Below are 21982 nucleotides of genomic sequence, written 5' to 3' on the forward strand. Positions count from 1 at the left end.
CCGGCACCGGTGCGGCCCGCGCCCGCTCGCTCGCCGCCGCGACTGTCAGGTCAGGAACGCACGCCGTGCGCAGGCGGCCAGAGCAGCTGCCGCGCGACCGCGACCGCACGGTCGGCTCCCGCGCGTAGCTGCTCCAGGCCCACGGAGGCCTGGACGTGGTCGACGAGGTGCCGGCGGCCGCGCGAGCGGCAGGAGCCGCTCGGTCTCCGGGCGTGCGGCAGGAGCCGGCCCCCCGCGAGCAGCAGGTGCCGGCGGGCGGTCAAGTCGCCCTCGTCCCCCGGATGGCGGGCCACGAGGTCCAGGCTGGCCGCCGCCTCGAGCACGTAGCTGCCGAGCGTCGCCGCGCCCCGGAACAGCTCGGAGGAGCACGGCGGCTCCGCGAGGTGCGGGTGGCTGCCCTCGATGAGCGTCGCGGCCTCGGCCGCGAACGACGGGTGGACGAGCCGGCTCGCGGCAGCGGCGGCGTCCGGCCAGCCGCCGACCAGCCAGGCCGCCGCGACGCAGGCCTCGACCAGGTCGGCCTGCCGGTGGGCGCTCGGCGTCCAGTCCAGCAGCTCGAGCACGCCCGAGCCGCGCACGGCCGCGCAGAGGTCGTCGTCGGAGACGAGGTCGGCATGGGTGCGGCCGCTGCAGCACCCCGCCCCGCGGGCCGACGCGAGCAGCCGGTGGTGGGCGGTCACGTGGTCGAGCAGGGAGTCCCCGAGCCACTCCAGCCGCTGGAAGTGCCGGCCCCGCGGGTCCAGCAGGGCGGCCGTGTCGACCAGGTCGAGGCGGGCCCGCCCGCCGAGTGCGCGGGTCAGCGCCCACGCCTCGTCGTGCGTCGCCGGGCCACGGCGGACCGCGGGCACTGTCGCGCTGCTGCTCACCTCCGGTTCCTCGACCGGCCGGGCCGACAGCTTGAGGGTCGCGGGCCGGACCACCCCGCGAGGAGGCCGTCAAGGACGGCGGCCGGACTGCCGATCGTCCCGGGGACGAGAGGAAGGGTCCCATGACGACGCTGCTGCACCCCCGCACGCCCGCAGACGACGACATCGTCGCCGGTCCTCCGGCCGAGGACGGGCCGGACCTGCGGTTCGACGCCGAGGAGCTGCACGAGACCGACGAGGCGGACGACGACGTCGAGGGTGACTCCCTCGCCGACGAGATCCACGTCGAGGACCCCGCCGTCGAGGCACGGCTCTTCACCGCCCGCGAGGTGCGGCGCGCGGCATGGCACGTCTCCCCGCTGACCCTGACGCTGATCCTGCTCACCGTGGGCGTGGCCCTGCTGGCCGCCACCGGGCTGCCGTTCCTGCCGATGGGGGCCGAGGCCGAGTACCACAGCGCCGCGGCCGGCGGTCTCATGGCGCTGGCCGGCATCGTCCCCGCGGTGCTGGCCGCCGTGTCGGCCGGGCGCCCGGTCACCCGGCTCGACGGTGGCAGCCTCATGCGCCGGGGCCTGGCGGGCTGGGTGGTCGGCATCTACTGCGTGGCGTGGGGCGCCGCCTTCACGCTGCCGCTGCTCACACTGGTCCACGCCTGGCCATGGCTGGAGCAGCCCGCCGGGATCGGAGCCGGACTCGGCCTCCTGGTCGTGACGACCCTGGGTACGCCCATCGTCTTCCTCGTGCTGGCCGCCCGCCTGCACCCGCGGACCAGCACGCTGTTGGCGGTCAGTCGGGCGGTGCGGCGCAACGGCCAGCCGTCGGCGGCTGACATCCGCGACCGCTGCGCGCTGGTGAAGGACCTGCGCGACCTGGCCATCAGCGAGCACGAGGCCGGCGACCGGCGAGCGGTCCGGCACCGGATGGCGGGCCTGGCGACCATCGCGGCGAGTACCCCGGTCCGCGAGGTCGCCCACCTCGCCTTCGACGAGCTGGGGCTGGTCTGCCAGGGCGTGTGCCTGGACCGTGACCTGGCCCGGGAGGGCGTGGCGCTGGTCCGGCTCGCCGCAGAACAGCTGGCCGCCTCGGACCCGGAGCTGCTCGACCGCGCGATCAGCGAGACCGCGGCGATCTGGACGGCGGTGGCGAAGCGGGACGCCTCGCCCAAGGTCGCCGAAGACGCCGTCGTCGCAGCGACGGAGATCGCCCTCCTGCGGGGACCGGCTCCGCAGCAGGCCCTCGGTGCACTCGTCACGGTGCTCGCGCGGGCCGACGACGGCTCCCGTGCATGGGCGGTGGACCACATCAGGCTCGTGGACGAGCGCGTCGACTTCCCGGCGCTGCCCCACGACGACCCGGTCGCCGCCACGTGGGTGGAGACCCGGCGGCGGCTCGGGCCCGACGGCTTCCTCCCGCTCGTCCACCGCCTGAGCGCGCTGCTCCTGCACGGCGGCGACCGCGAGACGACGGCGCTGGTCGCCCGTGCCGCGGCGCACCTGCTCCTGACGCACAACACCGACCCGTCCCTGACGTCGAAGTCGCTGCGCGACGACGTCCAGTCGCTGGTGCGGGACGGCCACGCGCCGGCCCTCCGGCGGATCGCCGCCGCGGCGCTCAAGGCGGACCACCCGGCGCCGGATGCCGCTCGGGGCGTCCTCTTCGCCGAGCTGCTGCGCCACTGGGCGTTGTTGAGCAAGAGCCAGTTGGAGGCGGTGGTCAGGTTCCTCGTCGGCCTGCCCGACGACCGGTTGCTGGACCGCGTCGCACCGGCCCTCCTGCCCCGGCTGAACGGGCTCGTGCCGCCCACGCTGCTCAGGACGTGGGGCCCCGACCGCACCGTCCTGACGGTGCACCAGCAGTTCGTCGTCCTGCGGCTGGTGGCCCGGGTGCGCTCCGCCGCCGCCCACCGCGACCCCTCGATGGCCGACGCGCACCCCCTGCTGAACACGGTGTTCAGCCGACTGGTCGACGCCGGTCTCGTCGACGCGCTCACCGAGGAGCACCAGACCGCGCTCCGCAAGCTGACCGCGGCACTGGTCCACCAGGTCGGCGAGGTCGATCCCGAGGCTGCCGCCGCCCTCGCAGCGCCCGCCATCCCGCTCCTCGTGGCGGGCGAGGGCGACTTCGGCGCGGCCTGGCTGCTCTGGTGGCAGCGCGAGGCCAAGGGACTCGTCCCGGAACGCACCACGTCGGTCTGGGTGGCGAGCGCCGTCGCGACCCTCGTCGCGCTCCGCGCCCGGCTGGCAGTCCTCGACGCCGCGGCTCCTCTCAACCTGCCCGCTGAGGACCCGCACGCCGGCCGCGGCTGGACCTACGGCGCGGTGGCGGAGGCGGCCTCCGACGCCCTCGTCCAACTGCAGGCCGACCTCCCGCCGGGCACCTGCGGTGTGGTGCTGTCCGCCGTGCGCCGCTGGGTGATCCACCGGGAGGGCGGGGGCGCGCCGTCGGAGGACGTCGGCGAGTCGCAGACCCGGGTCACCGAGGCCCTGCGGGCGCTGCCCGACGTGCCGGACGACGACCCGCGCGCCGCCGGCATCCACCGCCACCGTGCCGCCCTCGAGCTCTGGCAGCGATGGGTGATCGGCCGTCGAGCGGGCGACCGCGGGGACTTCCGCGCGGCCGACGAGGCGCTCGCCGTCCACGGGCAGCAGCTGCTGCGGGCCAAGGACGAGATCAGCATCCAGGTGCTGGCCACGGTGGTGCCCACGTGGTGCGAGGGGGCCACCGGGATGCCCGACCCGGAGGACCCCGCCGTCGTGCACCTGGTTCGGGCACTGACCACGTTCCACCAGGTGCGTGCCGAGGTGGGCAAGGCACTGCGCCTGGGAGCCGTCGCACCGGCGGTCTGGGAGGCGCTCGTGCCCTTCTTCTCCACCGACGTCCTGACCCTGGCCCAGCTCGTCCGGCAGGCGTCGGTCGAGGCGCCCGCACTGGTCGCGGTCGTGGTGGGGCCGCTGCTGGACGCACTCGCCGACCCCGCCGTGGTCAGGAAGCGGGACCGACAGCTGCCCGAGGCGGCCCGGTGCCTGGCCGACGCGGCCGGGAGCGGTGCCTGGCGCGCGGAGCTGGCGCCGGTGCTGGCCACCCTCGAGCGGCTCGGTCGTCGACCGGGAGCGACGAACGCGGCCAGGGCCGCCCTGGCGCAGCTCGGGTCAGGGACGGACGGGACCCGAGGAGGACCCGCGACCGCGGGATGACGGGGGCGGCGGATCAGGCGTTCTTCGTCGCGGCGGCCGCCTGCAGGCCCAGCTCCTCGACCGAGACCTGGCGCATCTCGACCTTGCGCACCTTGCCGGTGACGGTCATGGGGAAGGCGTCGACCACCTTCACGTAGCGGGGCACCTTGTAGTGGGCCAGCTTGCCGGCGCAGAACGCGCGCAGCACCTCCGGGGTGAGCGGCTCGGCGCCCTCGCGCAGCCGCACCCAGGCCATGAGCTCCTCGCCGTAGCGCTCGTCGGGCACCCCGATGACCTGCGCGTCGACGACGTCGGGGTGGGTGTAGAGGAACTCCTCGACCTCCCGCGGGTACACGTTCTCCCCGCCGCGGATCACCATGTCCTTGATCCGGCCGACGATGTTGAGGTAGCCCTCGGCGTCCATCACCGCGAGGTCGCCGGTGTGCATCCAGCGGGCGGCGTCGATGACCTCGGCGGTCTTCTCCGGTTCCTCCCAGTAGCCGAGCATCACCGAGTAGCCGCGGGTGCAGAACTCCCCCGGCGTCCCGCGCGGCACGGTGAGCCCCGTGGCGGGATCGACCACCTTGACCTCCAGGTGCGGGTGCACCCGGCCGACGGTGGAGGTGCGCCGGTCCAGGTCGTCGTCCGCGCCGGTCTGGGTGGACACCGGGCTGGTCTCGGTCATGCCGTAGCAGATGGTCACCTCGGTCATGCCCATCTCGGCCACGACCCGCTTCATCACCTCCACCGGGCACGGCGAGCCGGCCATGATGCCGGTGCGCAGGCTGGACAGGTCGTAGGTGGCGAAGTCCGGCAGGCCGAGCTCGGCGATGAACATCGTCGGGACGCCGTACAGCGAGGTGCACCGCTCCTCCTGCACCGCCCGCAGCGTGGCCGCCGGGTCGAAGCCGGGCGCCGGGATGACCATCGTGGCGCCGTGCGAGGTGGCCGCCAGGTTGCCCATGCCCATGCCGAAGCAGTGGTAGTACGGCACCGGGATGCAGATCCGGTCGGCCTCGGTGTAGCCGCAGCCCTCGCCGACGAAGAACCCGTTGTTGAGCAGGTTGTGGTGGGTGAGCGTGGCGCCCTTCGGGAAGCCCGTCGTCCCCGAGGTGTACTGGATGTTGACCGGGTCGTCGGCGGACAGCTGCGTCGCCCGCTCGGCCAGCCGCGCCCGGTCACCGGCCCGGCCGGTGGCCACCAGCGCCTCCCACTCCGGGGAGCCGAGGAACAGCACCTCGCGCAGGTCCGGGCAGTCGCCGCGGACCTCGGCGACCATCGCCCGGTAGTCGCTGGTCCGGAACTCCGGCGCGCTGACCAGCACCGAGATGCCGGCCTGGCGCAGCACGTAGGCCAGCTCGTGGGTGCGGTAGGCCGGGTTGATGTTGACCAGGATCGCCCCGAGCTTCGCCGTCCCGTACTGCACGAAGGCCCACTCGGCGCAGTTGGGCGCCCAGATGCCCACCCGGTCGCCCTTGGCGACCCCGAGGGCGTCCAGGCCGAGAGCGACCGCGTCGACCTCGGCGACGAACTGCGGGTAGGTGAAGCGGCGACCCGTGGCGCACTCGACCAGCGCCTCGTGGTCACCCACCCGCGCTGCCGTCCGGTCCAGGTCGGCCCCGATGGTGTCGCCGAGCAGGGGCACCGTCGACGTGCCGCTGCTGTAGGACGGCAGCGCGGGCGCGTTCACCGCTGCTCGCTCGCCGGGACGCCGGCCCGGTTGGGCTTGTCGGTGGGGTGGGCGTAGCGCAGCCGGCTGGGCGGCAGCGGGAAGTCGTGGTCCTCCCCGAAGGGCGACAGGGGCCCGGCCGACTCGGCGAGCAGCTCGGTGACCGGCGCACCGCCCTCGTCGTTCTGGCCCCAGGTGGGCTCGACCAGGTGCTCGTGCTTGGGCTTCCGCTTGGCCATGGTGTCCTCCGTGCTGGTGTCCGCGGTGCACCCCCCGGTGCCCGCGCCTGCCCTGCATCTTCGCCGATCCGGTACCCCGGACGCACGCAGTCGATCCGGGTGCGTCAGTGTCGGCGCACCGCGCGGGCGCCGTACACGGTCGGGACGCCGTCCGCGGTGAGCACCCACTCGCGGGAGCCGACCGGCGCGGCCCGCACCACCGCGTCGTGCAGCTGCTGCACCGCGCGGGTCCGCCACACCGCGGTGCTGGCCAGCCGCAGCCGCACCGGGTCCGCCGTCGGGTCCAGCTCGTCGTACCCCTCCGGCTCGAAGGCGAGCACGGCGGGCCCGGCGATCCGCAGCACGCCGGTCTGCCAGGGCACCCGGCGCAGCGCCCGCAGCCAGCGGTGGAACCGCAGCAGCGCGCCGGCCCCGGCGACCGCGGCGACCCCGCCGACGAGGACGAGGGAGACCACGAGCAGGCCGGCCAGGGGCAGCGGCCGCCCGGTGTCGCGGGAGATGGCCACCGCGGCACTGGCCAGCAGCACCCCGAGGACGACGGCGATGACACCGCCGGCCAGCCAGCGCAGCGCAGCGGCCTGGTAGCCGGTGAGCGCGGCACGGGTCCGCGGGTCGTCGGCGGCCGGGGTCACGTCCCCATGCTGGCAGGGGCGCCGGCCGCGGCGGGGCGGAGGGCCGGACGGCGTCGTAACGTGGACCGGATGTCCTCACCGGCCCCCGCGACGCTCGCCTCCTGGCTGCGCACCCGCAGCGACGAGCAGCTCGCCGCGCTGCTGGCCGCCCGGCCCGACGTGGCCCGCCCGGCGCCCTCCGACGTGGTGGCGCTGGCCAGCCGGCTGGCCGTGCCGGTGTCGGTCGACCGGGCCCTCGACGAGCTGGACGCCGCCACGCTGCAGGTGCTCGACGTGGTGCTGCTGGCCGGCACCGACGGGGTGGACGCCGCCGACCTGCCCGGGGCGCTGCCGGAGCTGCCCGACGGGGTGCTGGAGGGCGGCGTCGAGCAGCTGACCACGCGGGCGCTGCTGTGGGGGGACGGCGTGCTGCACGCCCCGGAGCCGGTGCGCCGCGCGGTCAGGTACCCGGCCGGGCTGGGCCGCCGGGCGGCGGAGCTGCGGCTGGCGCTGCCGGCCGACCTGCCGCGGGCGCTGGCCGAGCTGCCGGCCGAGGAGCGGGAGGTGCTGCAGCGGCTGGCCGGCGACCGGCCGGTGGGCCACCTCCCGGACACCGACGGCCGCACCGACTCCCCCGCCCGACGGCTGCTGCAGCGCGGGCTGCTGGCCCGCATCGACGCGCTGACCGTCGAGCTGCCGCGGGAGGTCGGCCTGCAGGTGCGCGGGGACCGGCCGTACGGCCCGCCGCGGCTGCGCCCGGAGCCGCCCGCCGTCGAGCGCGACCCGGCGGTGGTGGACCGGCAGGCCGCCGGTGCGGCGATGGAGGCGATCGGCCGGGTCGGCGAGCTGCTGGCCCTGCTCGAGGAGGAGCCGGCCGGGGTGCTGCGCAGCGGGGGCGTCGGCGTCCGCGACCGGAAGCGGCTGGCCCGCGCCCTGCACGTGCCCGAGCCGGAGGCCGGCTGGCTGCTGGAGCTGGCCTCCGCCGCCGGCCTGCTCGACGTCGGCGGGCCGCACCGCGACGAGTGGCTGCCCACCCGCGCCTTCGACCTGTGGCGGGAGCAGGAGCTGCCCGGCCGCTGGGCCACCCTGGCCGCCGGCTGGCTGGCCACGGTCCGGCTGCCGTCGCTCGCCGGGCAGCGCGACGTCGCGGGCAAGGCGGTCAACGCCCTGTCGCCGGACCTGGTGCGGCACACCGCCCCGGCGATCCGCCGCTCGGTGCTGGCCGCGCTCGCCGACCACCCGCCCGGGCGCGGCGTGGCCCCCGACGACCTGGTCGCGCTGCTGCGCTGGCGCACCCCGCGGCGGGCCGACCGGCTGGCACCGGTCCCCGACCTGCTGGCGGAGGCCGCCCGGCTGGGCGTCGTGGTCGGCGGCGTGCTGTCCGCCGGAGGGCGCGGGCTGCTGGCCACCGGTGCGGACGGCGCCGCCGACGGCGTGCGCGGGCTGCTGCCCGAGCCGGTCGACCACGTGCTCGCCCAGCCGGACCTCTCCCTGGTCGCACCGGGCCCGCTGGTCGCCGAGCTGGCCGACACCCTCGCCGTCGTCGCCGACGTGGAGTCCTCCGGCGGGGCGACGGTCTACCGGGTCACCGAGGGCACCGTGCGCCGCGCCCTGGACGCCGGCTGGTCGGCCACCGACCTGCACGACTTCTTCGCCCGCGCCTCGCGGACGCCGGTGCCCCAGGCCCTGGACTACCTGGTCGACGACGTCGCCCGCCAGCACGGCCGGCTGCGGGTCGGCGCCATCGAGAGCTACGTGCGCTCCGACGACCACGGGCTGCTCTCCCAGGTGCTCAGCGATCGGCGCACGGCCGCCGCCGAGCTGCGCCGGCTGGCGCCGGGGGTGCTGGTCAGCGGGCTGGGCGCCGACGAGGTGCTGACCGTGCTGCGCGACGCCGGGTACGCCCCGGCCGGCGAGTCCCCGGGCGGCGCCGTCCTCACCCGCCCGCCGGCCCGGCCGCGCGCCGCGGGACGGCGTCCCGGCGGTGCCGCCCCCCAGGCGCCGCGCCCGCTCACCGGCGAGGAGCTGGCCGCCACCGTGCGCGAGGTCCGGGCCGGGGACGCCGCGCTGGCCGCCCGCCGCGGCGAGGCGGTCCGCCAGGTGCCCGGGGTGACCACGGCCGGCACGCTGGAGCTGCTGACCCGGGCGGTCCGCGAGGGCGTGCCGGTGTGGCTGGGCTACGTCGACGCCCAGGGCAGCGGCAGCCAGCGGGTGGTCCGGCCGGTGTCGCTGGCCGGCGGCTTCCTGCAGGGGTACGACGAGCGCCGCCGGGAGAGCCGCACCTTCGCCGTCCACCGGATCACCTCGGTGGCGCTGGTGGAGGACGACGACCTCGCGCCGTCGTCCTGAGCCGCGGGTCGCCGCGGCGGACCGTGCCCGCCGCGCGCGGGAGGGACTCAGGTCGGGGGCAGCCCGCGGACCAGTGCCTCGATGCGGCGCCGCCGGGTCGCCTCCTGAGCGGCGTCCTCGACCGGCTGCAGCAGCCGTCGGCGCTCCGCGGGGCGGCGCCGCGCGAAGGCGCCCTGCCGGCCGGAGGCCTCCAGGGCGGCCTGCACGTCGGCCGGCACCGGCACGTGGTCGGGGTCGGCCGGCCGGAGCCGGCAGGCCACCACGTCGCCGGCGCGGGCGTCCAGCCGGCGCTGCAGCGCCGCGCCGATGTACAGGAAGGGGCGCCGGGAGACGTCGGCCCTGTTGACGCCGAGGTTGACCTCGACCTCGTCGAGACGGCCCTCGACGCGCCGGGTGGCTGCTGCGGCGACGGCGTCCTCGAGCAGGTCGTCCAGCAGCAGGACCGTGTAGGTGTTGCGGCCCCACGGCAGCAGTTCGAGCGGGGCGTCGAACTCGACCCAGCCGTCCTCGGAGGCCGGCCGGACCGTCACGAGCTCCCAGCGCCAGACGGCGCCGGCTCCGGGGTCGGTGAGCTCGGCGGTGCGTCGGAAGCCCAGCCGGCGGAGGACCGCTGTGGAGGGGTTCTCCTCGGCGAGGGTGTGGGCACACACCCTCGCCACACCACGAGTGGCCGCGATGTCGATCAAGTGGTGGGCGGCCTCGGTGGCGTGACCGCGTCCGCGGTGGGCCGGAGCGATGCTGTAGCCGATCTCGACGGATCCGTCGGTCGGTGGACCCTTGAACCCGCCGTGGCCGATGACCGTGGTCGTCCGCGGGTCGATGACCAGGTGGCTCCACCAGCCGGGGTCCACGCCGTCCCGGAGTGCCCGGACGATCGCGGGCAGGGCCTCCGGGAACTCCAGGTAGCCGTCGGCCACCCGGTGGCCGAACCTGCGGGGAAAGGCGTCGCCCCCCTCGAGCAGCGCCTCGGCGCCGTCCCGCGTGAGCGGTTCGACGGCGGTGTGCTGCGCGTCCGGTCCGGCCATCCCCGACAGCGTGCCGCTGCGCACGACGGGCGGCAATCGACTTCGCTCGGTCTCCGGGCCCGCCCGTTCCCAGGCGGGAAGGACCCGTCACCCCCTGTGGTTACCGTGTCGGTGGCTCTGCGAGCCGCCCTCCCCCGTTCTCTGCCGAGAGGTCACGCGTGTCTGACGGCCCCCTGATCGTCCAGTCGGACAAGACCCTGCTGCTGGAGGTCGACCACCCGGCCGCCCGCGACTGCCGGGCCGCGATCGCGCCGTTCGCCGAGCTCGAGCGCTCCCCGGAGCACGTGCACACCTACCGGGTGACCCCGCTGGCGCTGTGGAACGCACGGGCCGCCGGGCACGACGCCGAGCAGGTCGTCGACGCGCTGGTGCGCTTCTCCCGCTACCCGGTGCCGCACGCGCTGCTGGTCGACGTCGCCGACACGATGGACCGCTTCGGCCGGCTCACGCTGTCCAACCACCCGGTGCACGGCCTGGTGCTCACCACCTCCGACCGCGCGGTGCTGGAGGAGGTCGTGCGGAGCAAGCGGGTGGCGCCGATGCTGGGCGCCCGGATCGACGCGGACACCGTCGTCGTCCACCCCTCCGAGCGCGGCCGGCTCAAGCAGGCGCTGCTCAAGGTGGGCTGGCCGGCCGAGGACCTCGCCGGCTACGTGGACGGGCAGGCCCACCCGATCGAGCTCGACCAGTCCGGCTGGCACCTGCGGGACTACCAGCAGGAGGCCGTAGAGGGCTTCTGGGCCGGCGGTTCGGGCGTCGTCGTCCTGCCGTGCGGGGCGGGCAAGACGCTGGTCGGCGCCGCGGCGATGGCGCAGGCCAAGGCGACCACGCTGATCCTGGTCACCAACACCGTCTCGGGGCGGCAGTGGAAGCGCGAGCTGATCGCGCGCACGTCGCTGACCGAGGAGGAGATCGGCGAGTACTCCGGGGAGCGCAAGGAGATCCGCCCGGTCACCATCGCGACCTACCAGGTGATCACCACCCGCCGGAAGGGCGAGTACCGGCACCTGGACCTCTTCGACGCCCAGGACTGGGGCCTGATCGTCTACGACGAGGTGCACCTGCTGCCGGCGCCGATCTTCCGGCTGACCGCCGACCTGCAGTCCCGCCGCCGGCTGGGGCTGACCGCCACCCTGGTGCGCGAGGACGGCCGCGAGGACGACGTCTTCTCCCTCATCGGCCCGAAGCGCTACGACGCCCCGTGGAAGGACATCGAGGCGCAGGGCCACATCGCGCCGGCCGAGTGCATCGAGGTGCGGGTCGCCCTGGACGACGAGGAGCGGATGACCTACGCCGTCGCCGAGCCCGAGGAGCGCTACCGGATCGCGGCCACCGCCACCTCCAAGCTGCCGGTGATCCGGCGGGTGCTGGAGCGGCACCCCGGGGAGCCCTCCCTGGTCATCGGGGCCTACCTCGACCAGCTCGACGAGCTGGGCCGGGCCCTCGACGCCCCGGTCATCCAGGGCTCGACGACCAACCGGGAGCGGGAGAAGCTGTTCGACGCCTTCCGCCGCGGGGAGATCCGCACGCTGGTCGTGTCCAAGGTGGCCAACTTCTCCATCGACCTGCCCGAGGCCGCGGTCGCCGTCCAGGTGTCGGGGACGTTCGGCTCCCGGCAGGAGGAGGCCCAGCGGCTGGGCCGGGTGCTGCGGCCCAAGGCCGACGGCCGGCAGGCGCACTTCTACACCGTGGTCAGCCGGGACACCCTGGACGCCGAGTACGCCGCGCACCGGCAGCGGTTCCTCGCCGAGCAGGGCTACGCGTACACGATCGTGGACGCCGCCGACCTGGCCGGCCCCGGTGAGGTCAACGGCCCGGACTGGGCGGACGAGCCGGCCGACTGACGAAAGGGCCCGGGGCGCGCTCAGTCGTGGACGGCGGCCCACGCGGCGATCTGCGCACGGGAGCGGAAGCCCAGCCGGGTCAGGATCTGCTCCACGTGCGACTCCGCCGTGCGCGGTGAGATGACCAGCCGGGCGGCGATCTCCCGGTCGGTCAGCCCCTGGGCCACCAGGCCGGCCACCTCCTGCTGGCGGCGGGTCAGCGGGCCCGGGGACGGGCTCTCGCGCGGTCGGGCCGGAGGCTGCTCGTCCAGCGCCAGGGCGACCGCCGCGGCCCGCTGCAGGGAGCTGCCCTCCGCGTGCCAGGTCCGCCACTGCTGCTCGCCGAGCGCGCGACGGGCCACGCCCTCCCACTGCTCCTGCACGGCGGCCAGCGGCGCCGGCAGCCGGGCGGGGACCGACCGCCACACCGACTCGGCGGCACCGGCCAGCCGGGCCGCCGTCCGGGCGTCCCCGTGGGCGGCCGCGGTCCAGCCGAGCGCGCTCACGCACAGCGCGACGCCGCTGCGGTCGTCGACCTCGCGCATGAGCCGCAGCGCCTGCCGCTCGAGCCGGCCGGCCGCCCCGGGGGCGCCGCCGGCCAGCCGGACCAGGCCCCGGCCCCACAGGGCGTGGGACCGGGTCCACGGGTCGGCGGCGGCCGCGAGGCTCGTGCCGAAGGCCGCGTCGGCGGTCCCGAGGTCTCCGGCCAGCAGGGCCACCACCCCGACATCGGCCCAGCAGAACGCACCCGCCGGCGCGCCGACGGCCTCGTGCGCGGCCGCGGCCGCACGCAGCAGCCGGTCGGCGGCCGGCAGGTCCCCGCCGAACAGCGCCGCCTGGCCGAGGTACTGCGTGGCCAACGCGGCCACCGCCGGCAGGTCCAGCGCCCGCGCGTTCCGCAGCCCCTCCTCCAGGAGCGGGACGGCGGTCCGCGGATCGGTCGCGACGAGCGCGAGGTAGCCGGCGACCACGAGCCCCCGCGCCCGCTCGGGGCAGGACGCCGGCACCGCGGCCAGCAGCAGGTCCAGCCGGCGCCGTCCCTCGCCGAGGTGGCCGCGGGCCGCCCAGTACAGCCAGGCGTCGGCGGCGATGCAGAGGCCGGTCGCCTCCTCCCCCGGCGTGCGCCGGCAGTGCTCCAGCGCTCCGGCGATCTCGGGGTGGACCGCGGCCAGCCGGTCGAAGGCGGCGACCTGTCCGGGGCCGAGGAACTGCGCCGCCGCGTCCGCCATGAGCCGGGCGCACCAGTCCCGGTGCCGCCGCCGCACGGCCGGCGCCTCCCCCGCGGCGTTCAGCAGCTCGCGGCCGAACGCGCGGACGGTCTCCAGCATCGCGAACCGGCTCCGGGCGCCGTCGCGCACCACGGTGACCAGGGAGGCGTCCACCAGGCCGTCGAGCACGTCGAGCAGGTCGTCGGCCGGCAGCCCGTCGCCGGCACACACCGCCGCAGCGGCCGGCAGGTCGAAGTCCCCGGCGAAGACCGCCGCCCGGGCCCACAGCAGCCGCTCGGGCCCCCCGAGCAGGTCGGCGCTCCACTCCATCGTCGCCCGCAGCGTGCGGTGCCGGACCGGCCCGCCGGGTCCGGACCGGCGCAACAGGCCGAAGCGGTCGTCCAGCCGGTCCAGCAACTCGGCCGGGGTGAGCGTGCGCAGCCGCACGGCGGCCAGCTCGATCGCCAGCGGGATGCCGTCCAGCCGGCGGCACAGCTCGGCGAGGGTACCGTCGTCCGCCGCGGTCAGGACGAGGTCCGGAGCCGCCGCCCGGGCCCGCTGGGCCAGCAGCGCCGCGCCGTCCGACCCGGCACCGACCGGCAGCGGCGGCACCGGGCACAGCGCCTCCCCGGGCAGGTCCAGCGGCGCCCGGCTGGTGGCCAGGACCGACAGGCCGGGGCAGCCGGGGAGGAGCGCGTCGACCAGCACCGCGCAGGCGTCGCGCAGGTGCTCGCAGTTGTCCAGCACGAGGAGCACCCGCCGCTCGCCGAGGACCTCGGCCAGGGCTGCGGGCAGCCAGCGGCCGGTGGTGTCCCGGACGTCGAACGCGGCGGCGACGTGCGCGGCGGTGAGCGCGGGGTCGGCCACCGCGGTCAGCTCGGCCAGGGCGGTCCCGTCGGGGAAGGACCGGCCCAGCTCGCGCGCCGCGCGCAGCGCCAGCCGGGTCTTGCCCACCCCGCCGGGACCGACCAGCGTCACCAGCCGGGACTCCACAAGCAGCGTCCGCACCCGGCCCAGCTCGGCCCGCCGGCCGACGAACGAGCTGCGCTCGGCCGGCAGCCGGAGCCCCGCCACGGGGGCTGCCCGCCGCACCATGGCCGCGGACCGTAGCGGCCGGGTACGGGTGCGGGCGAGGACCCGTACCCCCGTCCGGGAGATCCCCGCTGTGCGGGCCGGCCGCCCGCGGCAGCGTGGCCGCATGGGCGAGGAGCGGCACCGGCAGGCCGGGCTGTTCCTCGTGCAGTTCCGGAGCTGCCCTCCGTCGGTGGGTGACGCGGTGGAGATGCACCGCGCCCTCCACCGGGCGGTGACCCGGCTCGGCTCGGCCGGGACGGCGATCCGCTGGTGCGCCGCCTGGCTCCTCCCCGACGAGTGCGGGTGCCTGTGCCTCGTGCAGGCGGTGCGGGAGTCCGACGTCGTCCTCGCCCGCGACCTGGCCGCCCTGCCCAGCGCGTCGGTCTCCCCGGCCCGCGCGCTGGGCGGGCCGCCCCCACCACCGACCGGAAGCAGGTCCTGACGTGTCCACGACCGACGCCCGCCGTCCCGCCGCCACGACCACCGGCCTGCGCGGCCGGGTGGCCCGGCACCCGCTGACCGCCTTCCTCGTCCTCGTGCTCGCCGCCGGGTGGCCGCTGATGTCGGTGCCGGCGCTCACCGCGCACGGGGCCCTCCCGGGCGGCGCCCTGCCCCAGGAGCCGTTCGCCCTCGCGACCACGCTGCTCGTGATGCTGCCCGCGGCGCTGTGGGTCACCGCCGTCGCCGACGGGCGCCCTGCCGTCGGCACCCTCCTCCGCCGCGCCGTCCGGTGGCGGTTCGGTCCCGGGTGGTGGGCGACCGTGCTCCTGGCCCTGCCGCTGCTCACCCTCGCCCTCGGGGTGGCCGCCGGGCGGGACCTGCTGACGGGGGACCTGCTCGCCACGCTCGCCTCCGGCGTCCTCTCCGTGGTCGTCGCGGTGCTGCTCGTGCACCTGTGGGAGGAGACGGTCTGGGCCGGCTTCTTCCAGGGCCGCCTGGAAGGGCGGCACGGCTTCCTGCCGGCCGCCGTCCTCACCGCCGTGCCGTTCGCGCTCGTCCACCTGCCGCTGGTGCTCATCGACGACCTGGCGGCCGGGCAGGTCGCGCTCTCGGTCGGCGCGTTGCTCCTGCTCGGGGTGATGGTGCGCCTGCTGGTCGGCGCCACGGTGCGCGGAGCCGCCGGCAGCCTGCTGGCCGCCGGCCTGGTGCACGCGACGTTCAACGCGTCGAACAACGAGGGGAACCTGGTCGACGACCTGCTCGGCGGGGGGCAGCCCTCGCTGCCCGCCGTCGCCGCCGCGGCGCTGGTCACCGCCGGGGCACTCCTCGCGATCCGCGGCCGGCGCTGACGTCCGGCCCGAGAGGGCGCCGACACCGCGTACGCCGCCGCCCACCGGCAGCAGTCCCCGGTGACCGGGGGCCGAGCAACGCGCCGAACGGCTGTGATGGCCTTCGACGGCTCGGCCCTGGCCACGCTCGTCGTCCGCGAGCAGGAGACCGACCCGCTGCGCGTGGTCGCGCCGTCCTGACCCCCTCGATCGCGGGGCCGGCGCCCCCCGGATCAGTCGCGGTCGAGGTGGTCGAGGACGGCCTCGGCGACCTCATCGGGGGCGTCCTCGGTCGGGATGTGCTTGCCCGGCACCTCGACGAGGTCGGCACCGGGCACCTGGGCGACGTATCGCCGGGCGAACTCGATCCTCTGGAACACGTCGTCGCGGCCCCACACCAGCCGGGTGGGGACCGCCCGCTCGATCAGCCCGGGGACCAGGTCCAGGGTGTAGCGGGCATCGGCGGCGGCAGCCATCGCCATCCACGACCTGACCCGGCGCTCGTCGTGCCAGGGCGAGACGTAGTCCTCGACCTCGGCGTCCGACAGCGGGCGGGCGACGGCCTTGCGGGTGCTCTCGCGACGGGCGGCCAGGAGGTCCTCGACCGTCGTGCCCGCGCGCACGGCCGGGTCCCGGAACCGCGCCACGGCCGGGACCGGCCACGAGTCCAGCAGCACCGCGTTCACCAGCACCATGCTGCGGATGCGCTCCCCGCCGGTGACCACCACGTGCTGGGCGACGGCCCCTCCGATGTCGTGAGCGGCGAGGTCGAACGTGGACAGCCCCAGCGCATCGGCTGCCTCGAGCACCGTGGCCGCCAGCGCCGGCACGGCGGCGTCCGAGTCGTCGAGCTCGCCTCCGCTGCGCCCGAAGCCGGGCAGGTCCAGCGCCAGGCACCGGCGCCGCTCCCCGAGCCGGTCCAGGACCGGTTGCCACACCCGGCTCCAGAAGGTGCCGTGCAGGAGCACCAGCGGGGGCGCCGACGACGCCCCCGCCGTGAGGTAGGACAGCTCGGTCCCCTCGACGTCCACGGTCTCGCGCTGCATGGCTCCCCCGGTGCCCGCCGGTCCGGCGCCGGAACCCTCCCGCACCTGCGGCCAGCGAAGCGGTCGACGGGCGCGGGCCTGCCGGTCGTCACCCCCCGTGCTGCCCCGCTCGGGCCCGACCGAGGCACCGGCCCGGCCCGGCCCGGCCCGAGACGAGTGCCACACCCGCCGGTGCGCGCATGCGTCCGCGCAGGTCAGCGGGCCACTCGCGGACCCCATACGTCGTCGCCCGCGGGACGCGCGGGAGGCGGCCGGTTGGGCGTGTCCGCCGCGCCGCAGGCAGGATGACTGCCGACATGGGGAGTGCAGCACGCGCGGAGGCGGTCGCCCCGCAGGGGACCGGCCGACCGCTCCGGGCCTGGCAGCAGGCCGCGCTGGCGGAGTACGAGCAGCGCTCGCCCAAGGACTTCCTGGTCACCGCGACCCCGGGTGCGGGCAAGACCACCTTCGCCCTCACCCTGGCCGCGCGGCTGCTGCAGCGGCGCGAGGTCGCCCGCGTCGTCGTCGTCTGCCCCACCGACCACCTGCGGCTGCAGTGGGCCGACGCCGCCGACCGGATGGGCATCGTGCTGGACCCCGGGCTGACCAACGCCGTCGGCCCGGTGCGCGCCGGCACCCAGGGCTACGTGACCACCTACGCGCAGGTCGCCGGCAAGCCGATGCTGCACGCCGCCCGCGCCACCACGGTCAAGACGCTGGTGGTCCTGGACGAGGTGCACCACGCCGGTGACGGGCTGTCCTGGGGCGAGGCGGTCGAGGAGGCCTACGGCCGGGCCGCCCGCCGGCTGTGCCTGACCGGGACGCCGTTCCGCACCAAGGCCGACGAGCGCATCCCCTTCGTCCGCTACGAGGAGGACGGCTTCGAGGCCGACGCCGGGGAGAGCGGCGCCGGCCTGGTCAGCCGCGCCGACTACACCTACGGCTACAAGGAGGCGCTGGCCGACAGCGTCGTCCGCCCGGTCGTCTTCGCCGCCTACACCGGCACCTCGCGCTGGCGGAACTCCGCCGGCGAGGTGGTCGCCGCATCGCTGTCGGAGGCCGGCACCCGGTCGGTGGAGATGCAGGCCTGGCGCACCGCGCTGGACCCCAAGGGGCAGTGGGTGCCGCACGTCATCGCCGCCATGGACGACCGGATCACCCACCTGCGCGAGGAGGGCGGCATGCCCGACGCCGCCGGGCTGATCCTCGCCAGCGACCAGGACGACGCGCGCGCCTACGCCCGGATCGTCCGCCGGGTCACCGGGAAGGCGCCGGAGGTGATCCTGTCCGACGACCCCAAGGCGTCGAAGAAGATCGAGCGGTTCGCCACCGGGTCGGCACGGATCGCGGTCTGCGTGCGGATGATCTCCGAGGGCGTCGACGTCCCGCGGGCCGCCGTCCTGGCCTGGATGACCTCCTACCGCACGCCGCTGTTCTTCGCCCAGGCCGTCGGGCGCGTCGTCCGCGCCCGGGCCGCGCACGAGTCGGCGACGGTCTTCCTCCCCGCCGTCCGGCCGCTGCTGAGCCTCGCCGCGTCCATGGAGGAGCAGCGCAACCACGTGCTGCCCCCGCCGAAGACGGTGCAGGGCGACGAGCTGGACCTCGAGCCGCTGCCGGCGGAGGAGCGCGAGCCGGTCACGGCCAAGCATTTCGAGGCGCTGGAGGCCGACGCCCGCTTCGCGCACGTGCTGCACAGCGGCACCGCGCACACCGGGTCCGGCGGCGCCGTGGAGCCGCTGGCCGCCGAGGAGGAGGAGTTCCTCGGCATCCCCGGCCTGCTCACCCCGGAGCAGACCGCGTCGCTGCTGGCCCGCCGGGACGACGAGCTGCGGCTGCGCATCGCCCAGCGGGCGCACGCCGCCGACGACACCGGCGAGCTGCCGCTGGTGCAGGACCACCCCGACGAGGACGACGCCGGCCGGTCCTGGCGCGACGCCGCCGAGCTGCGCCGGGAGGTCAACCGGCTGGTCGCCCGGGTGGCGGCCAAGACCTCCCGGCCGCACGGCGTGGTGCACACCGAGCTGCGCAAGGCGGTGCCCGGCCCACCGTCGGCCTCGGCGTCGGTCGACGTCCTCCGCGCCCGACGGGAGCGCCTGCGCACCATGCTCTGAGCGTGCCTGCGGGCGTTCCACCCGCCGTGCCGGCCCGGTGGCGCCGGCGGAGGACGGGGAACGCCGGCCGTGCGGGAGGGCTACACCGGCTGGCCGCGCCCGGTGTGCCCGACGGTGACCTGCTGGTCGACCCGGCAGTCCCGGCCGATCCGCCGGGCGGTGGTGGTGGTCGCGGAGCCGTGCTCGATGAACAGGCCCGGGCCGATCTCCGCGCAGTCCAGGTGCAGCGTGGGCGACGGCACGCCGTCACCCTGCCCGAGCGCCGTCCCCGGGCCAGCCACCCGACGGTGGTCAGCTCGCCGGAGCGGTCAGCAGACCGCGGGCCGCGGCGAGGGCCACCGCCTCGGTGCGACCGCCCGCGCCGAGCTTGGCCAGGATCCGGCTGACGTGCACGCTCGCCGTCTTCTCGCTCATGAAGAGCTCCGCGCCGATCTGCCGGTTCGTGCGGCCCTGCGCCAGCAGCCGGAGCACCTCGGTCTCCCGGGGCGTGAAGACCGCGCTCGCGGCGGGGACCCGTCCGGTGCCGGGCAGGTCCAGCCGGCCACGCCGGGCCAGCCTGGTGACCGCCGACCGCAGGGGCGCGGCGCCGAGCCGGGCGGCGACCTCGGCGGCCGCCCGCAGTTCCCCGGCGGCCGCGGTCCGGTCGTCGACGGCCAGCAGTGCCTCGGCCAGCCGCCACCGCGAGCGGGCCTGCTCGTACACGTGCCCGTAGCCGAACGCCTCCACCGCGGCCCGCCACGGGCCCGGGTCCGCCCGGCCGGCCAGGCGGGCCGCCTCCGCCTCGACCCGGGCGCGCCAGGCGACCGCCTCGACGCCGAGCGGGCCGACCCCCCGCAGGTGGTCGTCGACCGCCGAAGAGGCCAGCGTGACCAGCTCCTGCCCCAGGGCCACCCAGTGCCGCACACCGGCGTCGTCGCCGGCCACCCGGGCGGCCGCGGCGGCATCCCCGACCGGGGCCAGCGCGGTCGCGACCAGCCGGAGCGCGGCCAGCCGGTCGACGTCCCAGTGGGTGTGCAGCTGCCGCACCGCCGCCCGGGCCCGCTCGGCCGCCGTGCCGGCGTCGCCGGCCCAGGCGGCGAGGTCGATCTCCGCCCCGGCCGTGGCGAGCAGCAGCAGGACGTGCGCGTCCAGCCGGGCGGTCAGCCCCCGCGCCCAGACCAGCCGCTCGGCGGCCGACGCGTCCCCGCGGCCGACCTGGACCAGCAGACCCGCGGCCCGCACGTGCGCCGCCATCTCGGGCACCCGCGCCAGCCCCTCGGCGAGCTCCAGGCTGCCGTCCCAGTCCCCCGCGACGTAGCGGGCCGAGACCCCCAGGTGGCGCAGCTCGGCGCCGTAGAAGGACCACTCGACGCCCAGCTCGGCCGCCCGCGCCAGCGCCGCGTCGACCCACCGCAGGGTCGCGCCGACGTCCCCGGACTCGTAGGGCACGACGGCGAGGTTGAACAGCACGCGGAGCTCGACGTCGGTGTCGCCCGACCGCCGGGCCCGCACCAGGGCCTCCTCCAGCCGCCGGGTGACCGCGTCCCGATCGCCCCCGCCGCGCATCCGGGCCAGGGAGACCGCCGTGTCGGCCCACGCGCTGTCCAGGGCGAGCGCGTCCGCGGCGGCCAACGCCTCGTCGGCCGCCGCGTCGGCCTCGGCCCGGCGGCCCAGGGCGTAGCTGGTCCGTGCGTGGGTGGCTGCTGCCCAGGTGCGCACCGGAGACGGGGGGTCGGCCGGCACCAGCTCCATCGACCGGCTGCTCTCCCGGTACGCCGCCGCCTGGTCCTCGATGCGGGCCAGCGCCTGGGCCAGCCGGTAGTGCAGGCGGGCCTGCTGCACCGGGTCGCCGTCGGGACCCAGCAGCGCGAGGGCCGAGCGGATGAGCGCCACCGCGCGGGTCGGCTCGCCCGCGGTGCGGGCGGCGGCCGCGCTGTCGAGCAGGAGGGTTGGCTGGTCCCGGCCTGCGCGTGCAGCGGCGTCCGGTACCGCGGTCCACAGCGCCAGCGCCGCCTCGAGGTGCTGCAGCTGCTCGGCCGGCGCGCCGGCCGAGGACGCCTCGGCCGCTGCGTCCAGCGAGGCGGAGAACGCCCCCGCGAGGTCGTTGCTGCCCCGGGCGTGGTGGGCCAGCTCGGCGGCCGTGCCGGCTCCGGGCGTCGCCGCCAGGTACGCCGCGACCGTCGCGTGCAGCCGTACCCGCTCGCCGGGGAGCAGGTCGGCCAGGACCGCCTCGCGCAGCAGGGCGTGCCGGAAGCGGTAGCGGCCGTCGCCCGAGACGACGAGCAGGTGGTGGTGCACCGCCTCGGCCAGTGCGGCCTCCAGCTGCGCCGGCGCCAGCCCGCTGACGGCGGTGACCAGTTCGTGGCGGACGCGCCGCCCGGCGACCGCGGCCACCCGCAGCACCTGCTGGGCTGCCGCGCCGAGCTGCTCCACCCGCGCCAGCAGCACGTCCGTCAGCCCCATCGGCAGCGTCTCCCCGGCCAGCCCGGCGGCGAGCAGCTCCTCGGCGTAGAAGGCGTTGCCCTCCGCCCGCACCACGACGTCGTCGACCGTCCGGTCGGGCACACCGGCGGCCAGCCCGCGCACGAGCTCCCCGACCGCGGCGTCCGGCAGCGGCGCCAGGTCCAGCCGCTCGACCCCCGGCATCCGCACCAGCTCGGCCAGCAGCGGGCGCAACGGGTGCCGGCGGTGCAGGTCGTCGGACCGGTAGGAGGCGACGACGACGATCGGCGCCTCGGTCAGCCGGGCGAGCAGGTAGCGGAGCAGGTCGCGGCTCGACCGGTCGGCCCAGTGCACGTCCTCGAGGACGACGAGCAGCGGCCCCTCCGCGGCCAGCTCGGTGAGCACTCCCGCGACCGACTCGAACACCTGCAGCCGACCGTCGTCCACGAGCGGCCGGGGTGACAGGGGCCGGCCGAGGTCCGCGGCGTCGCCCGACGGCAGCTCGCGCACGCCGCCTGCGGCCCGGCCGGCGGCCAGGCCCGCGAGGGCCGGTGGTGCCGCGGCGGAGGGGACCGCCGGCTCGCCGGTCACCGGCCGCAGCAGGTCCACGAACGGCAGGTAGGGCAGCCCCACGTCGCCGAGGTCCACGCAGTGCCCGGTGAGCACCCGCAACCCGCGCCCGGCGGCGCGGGCGGCGAGCTCGTCGAGCAGCCGGGTCTTGCCGACGCCGGCGTCTCCGGCGACCAGCACCGCGCAGGCGCGCCCCTCGAGGGCGCGGTCGACCGCAGCGAGCAGGCGGGCGAGTTCGGCGTCCCGGCCCACCAGCGGTCGGTCGCCCCACTGTGGCACGGGGTCGATCGTGGCACGGCCCGCCGACGGCCCTGCCTCAGCCGGCCCGCCGGGCGCGACGGGCCGGCCACCGGCCACCCCGCGTCCACGTGCCCCGGCCGCTCCGCTGCAGCACCTCGCGGCGGTAGGCCAGCTCGGCCTCCAGGCCGGGGTTCGGGTAGAAGGTCATGACCGTCTCCTGTCGTCGTCGGGGTCCGACGGCGTCGACGGTCGTGCTGAGGGGTGGGGCCGGGCATCGGTCGACCGGGCGCACCTGCCCGGCTCTGAGGGG

Annotated in this window: 16 protein-coding genes; 6 read left to right on the forward strand and 10 right to left on the reverse strand. The window is 76.9% G+C overall.

The window, feature by feature from the left end; all coding sequences use genetic code 11:
- Positions 1-50: 50 nt before the first annotated feature.
- The gene (locus tag CHB98_RS15360; protein ID WP_143425099.1) at positions 51-866 is read right to left on the reverse strand and encodes a ribonuclease III domain-containing protein; all 816 of its coding nucleotides are present in this window, start codon (positions 864-866) and stop codon (positions 51-53) included.
- A gap of 122 nt (positions 867-988) precedes the next feature.
- Between CHB98_RS15360 and CHB98_RS15365 the strand changes: the two genes are divergently transcribed.
- Positions 989-4060 (forward strand): hypothetical protein, encoded by a 3072-nt coding sequence (locus CHB98_RS15365; RefSeq protein WP_089306462.1) that lies wholly within the window; start codon positions 989-991, stop codon positions 4058-4060.
- Between the two features lie 13 nt (positions 4061-4073).
- Here the strand turns inward: CHB98_RS15365 and CHB98_RS15370 are convergent, their stop codons facing one another.
- From CHB98_RS15370 to CHB98_RS15380, 3 genes are all read right to left on the reverse strand, one after another.
- Complete coding sequence (locus tag CHB98_RS15370; protein WP_089306463.1) at positions 4074-5729, reverse strand: AMP-binding protein; 1656 nt, start codon at positions 5727-5729, stop codon at positions 4074-4076.
- Positions 5726-5947 (reverse strand): hypothetical protein, encoded by a 222-nt coding sequence (locus CHB98_RS15375; protein ID WP_089306464.1) that lies wholly within the window; start codon positions 5945-5947, stop codon positions 5726-5728. The genes CHB98_RS15370 and CHB98_RS15375 overlap by 4 nt, the downstream gene beginning before the upstream one ends.
- A 104-nt stretch (positions 5948-6051) precedes the next feature.
- Positions 6052-6579: a hypothetical protein gene (locus CHB98_RS15380; protein WP_089306465.1), complete on the reverse strand. Its 528-nt coding sequence runs from the start codon at positions 6577-6579 to the stop codon at positions 6052-6054.
- 69 nt (positions 6580-6648) lie between these two features.
- Here CHB98_RS15380 and CHB98_RS15385 point away from each other — a divergent pair, with 69 nt between their 5' ends.
- Entirely contained in the window at positions 6649-8907 is a 2259-nt protein-coding gene (locus tag CHB98_RS15385; RefSeq protein WP_089306520.1) for a helicase C-terminal domain-containing protein, read from the forward strand.
- Between the two features lie 47 nt (positions 8908-8954).
- Here CHB98_RS15385 and CHB98_RS15390 read toward each other — a convergent pair whose 3' ends face one another.
- Positions 8955-9932 (reverse strand): GNAT family N-acetyltransferase, encoded by a 978-nt coding sequence (locus CHB98_RS15390; protein ID WP_143425100.1) that lies wholly within the window; start codon positions 9930-9932, stop codon positions 8955-8957.
- A gap of 158 nt (positions 9933-10090) precedes the next feature.
- Here CHB98_RS15390 and CHB98_RS15395 point away from each other — a divergent pair, with 158 nt between their 5' ends.
- On the forward strand, positions 10091-11776 hold the full coding sequence (locus CHB98_RS15395) for a DNA repair helicase XPB (RefSeq protein WP_089306467.1): 1686 nt from the start codon (positions 10091-10093) through the stop codon (positions 11774-11776).
- Between the two features lie 20 nt (positions 11777-11796).
- Here CHB98_RS15395 and CHB98_RS15400 read toward each other — a convergent pair whose 3' ends face one another.
- Positions 11797-14058, reverse strand: a complete 2262-nt coding sequence (locus CHB98_RS15400) for an ATP-binding protein (RefSeq protein WP_143425101.1) — start codon at positions 14056-14058, stop codon at positions 11797-11799.
- A 103-nt stretch (positions 14059-14161) separates the two neighbouring features.
- Here CHB98_RS15400 and CHB98_RS15405 point away from each other — a divergent pair, with 103 nt between their 5' ends.
- Both CHB98_RS15405 and CHB98_RS15410 read left to right on the forward strand, forming a co-directional pair.
- A complete protein-coding gene (locus CHB98_RS15405) occupies positions 14162-14479 on the forward strand; it encodes a hypothetical protein (RefSeq protein WP_143425102.1) in 318 nt (105 codons plus the stop codon).
- A 1-nt stretch (position 14480) separates the two neighbouring features.
- Positions 14481-15326, forward strand: coding sequence for a CPBP family intramembrane glutamic endopeptidase (locus tag CHB98_RS15410; RefSeq protein WP_089306470.1), 846 nt, complete (start codon positions 14481-14483; stop codon positions 15324-15326).
- A gap of 212 nt (positions 15327-15538) precedes the next feature.
- Here CHB98_RS15410 and CHB98_RS15415 read toward each other — a convergent pair whose 3' ends face one another.
- Entirely contained in the window at positions 15539-16351 is an 813-nt protein-coding gene (locus tag CHB98_RS15415) for an alpha/beta fold hydrolase (RefSeq protein ID WP_089306471.1), read from the reverse strand.
- Positions 16352-16647: 296 nt separating this feature from the next.
- On the opposite strand from CHB98_RS15415, the gene CHB98_RS15420 reads away from it, so the two are divergent.
- On the forward strand, positions 16648-18441 hold the full coding sequence (locus CHB98_RS15420; protein WP_089306472.1) for a DEAD/DEAH box helicase: 1794 nt from the start codon (positions 16648-16650) through the stop codon (positions 18439-18441).
- 80 nt (positions 18442-18521) lie between these two features.
- On the opposite strand, the gene CHB98_RS21740 is transcribed toward CHB98_RS15420, so the two are convergent.
- Genes CHB98_RS21740 through CHB98_RS22775 form a run of 3 tightly spaced genes read right to left on the reverse strand, consistent with a single transcriptional unit; the run spans position 18522 to position 21880 of the window.
- Entirely contained in the window at positions 18522-18683 is a 162-nt protein-coding gene (locus CHB98_RS21740; protein ID WP_179224545.1) for an LbetaH domain-containing protein, read from the reverse strand.
- Between the two features lie 49 nt (positions 18684-18732).
- Entirely contained in the window at positions 18733-21711 is a 2979-nt protein-coding gene (locus tag CHB98_RS15425) for an ATP-binding protein (protein WP_089306521.1), read from the reverse strand.
- Between the two features lie 37 nt (positions 21712-21748).
- Positions 21749-21880 carry a hypothetical protein gene (locus CHB98_RS22775; protein WP_281251870.1) on the reverse strand — a complete coding sequence of 44 codons (132 nt, stop codon included), beginning with the start codon at positions 21878-21880 and terminating at the stop codon, positions 21749-21751.
- Positions 21881-21982 lie beyond the last annotated feature (102 nt).

Source organism: Geodermatophilus pulveris, from assembly GCF_900188375.1.
Lineage (GTDB): Bacteria > Actinomycetota > Actinomycetes > Mycobacteriales > Geodermatophilaceae > Geodermatophilus > Geodermatophilus pulveris.

Bases quoted from the DNA above. Each gene is read 5' to 3' on its own strand.
- CHB98_RS15365 (WP_089306462.1), top strand. From the start codon at position 989: ATGACGACGCTGCTGCACCCCCGCACGCCCGCAGACGACGACATCGTC.
- CHB98_RS15375 (WP_089306464.1), bottom strand. From the start codon at position 5,947: ATGGCCAAGCGGAAGCCCAAGCACGAGCACCTGGTCGAGCCCACCTGG.
- CHB98_RS15385 (WP_089306520.1), top strand. From the start codon at position 6,649: ATGTCCTCACCGGCCCCCGCGACGCTCGCCTCCTGGCTGCGCACCCGC.
- CHB98_RS15390 (WP_143425100.1), bottom strand. From the start codon at position 9,932: ATGGCCGGACCGGACGCGCAGCACACCGCCGTCGAACCGCTCACGCGG.
- CHB98_RS15400 (WP_143425101.1), bottom strand. From the start codon at position 14,058: ATGGTGCGGCGGGCAGCCCCCGTGGCGGGGCTCCGGCTGCCGGCCGAG.
- CHB98_RS15405 (WP_143425102.1), top strand. From the start codon at position 14,162: ATGGGCGAGGAGCGGCACCGGCAGGCCGGGCTGTTCCTCGTGCAGTTC.
- CHB98_RS15415 (WP_089306471.1), bottom strand. From the start codon at position 16,351: ATGCAGCGCGAGACCGTGGACGTCGAGGGGACCGAGCTGTCCTACCTC.
- CHB98_RS15420 (WP_089306472.1), top strand. From the start codon at position 16,648: ATGGGGAGTGCAGCACGCGCGGAGGCGGTCGCCCCGCAGGGGACCGGC.
- CHB98_RS22775 (WP_281251870.1), bottom strand. From the start codon at position 21,880: ATGACCTTCTACCCGAACCCCGGCCTGGAGGCCGAGCTGGCCTACCGC.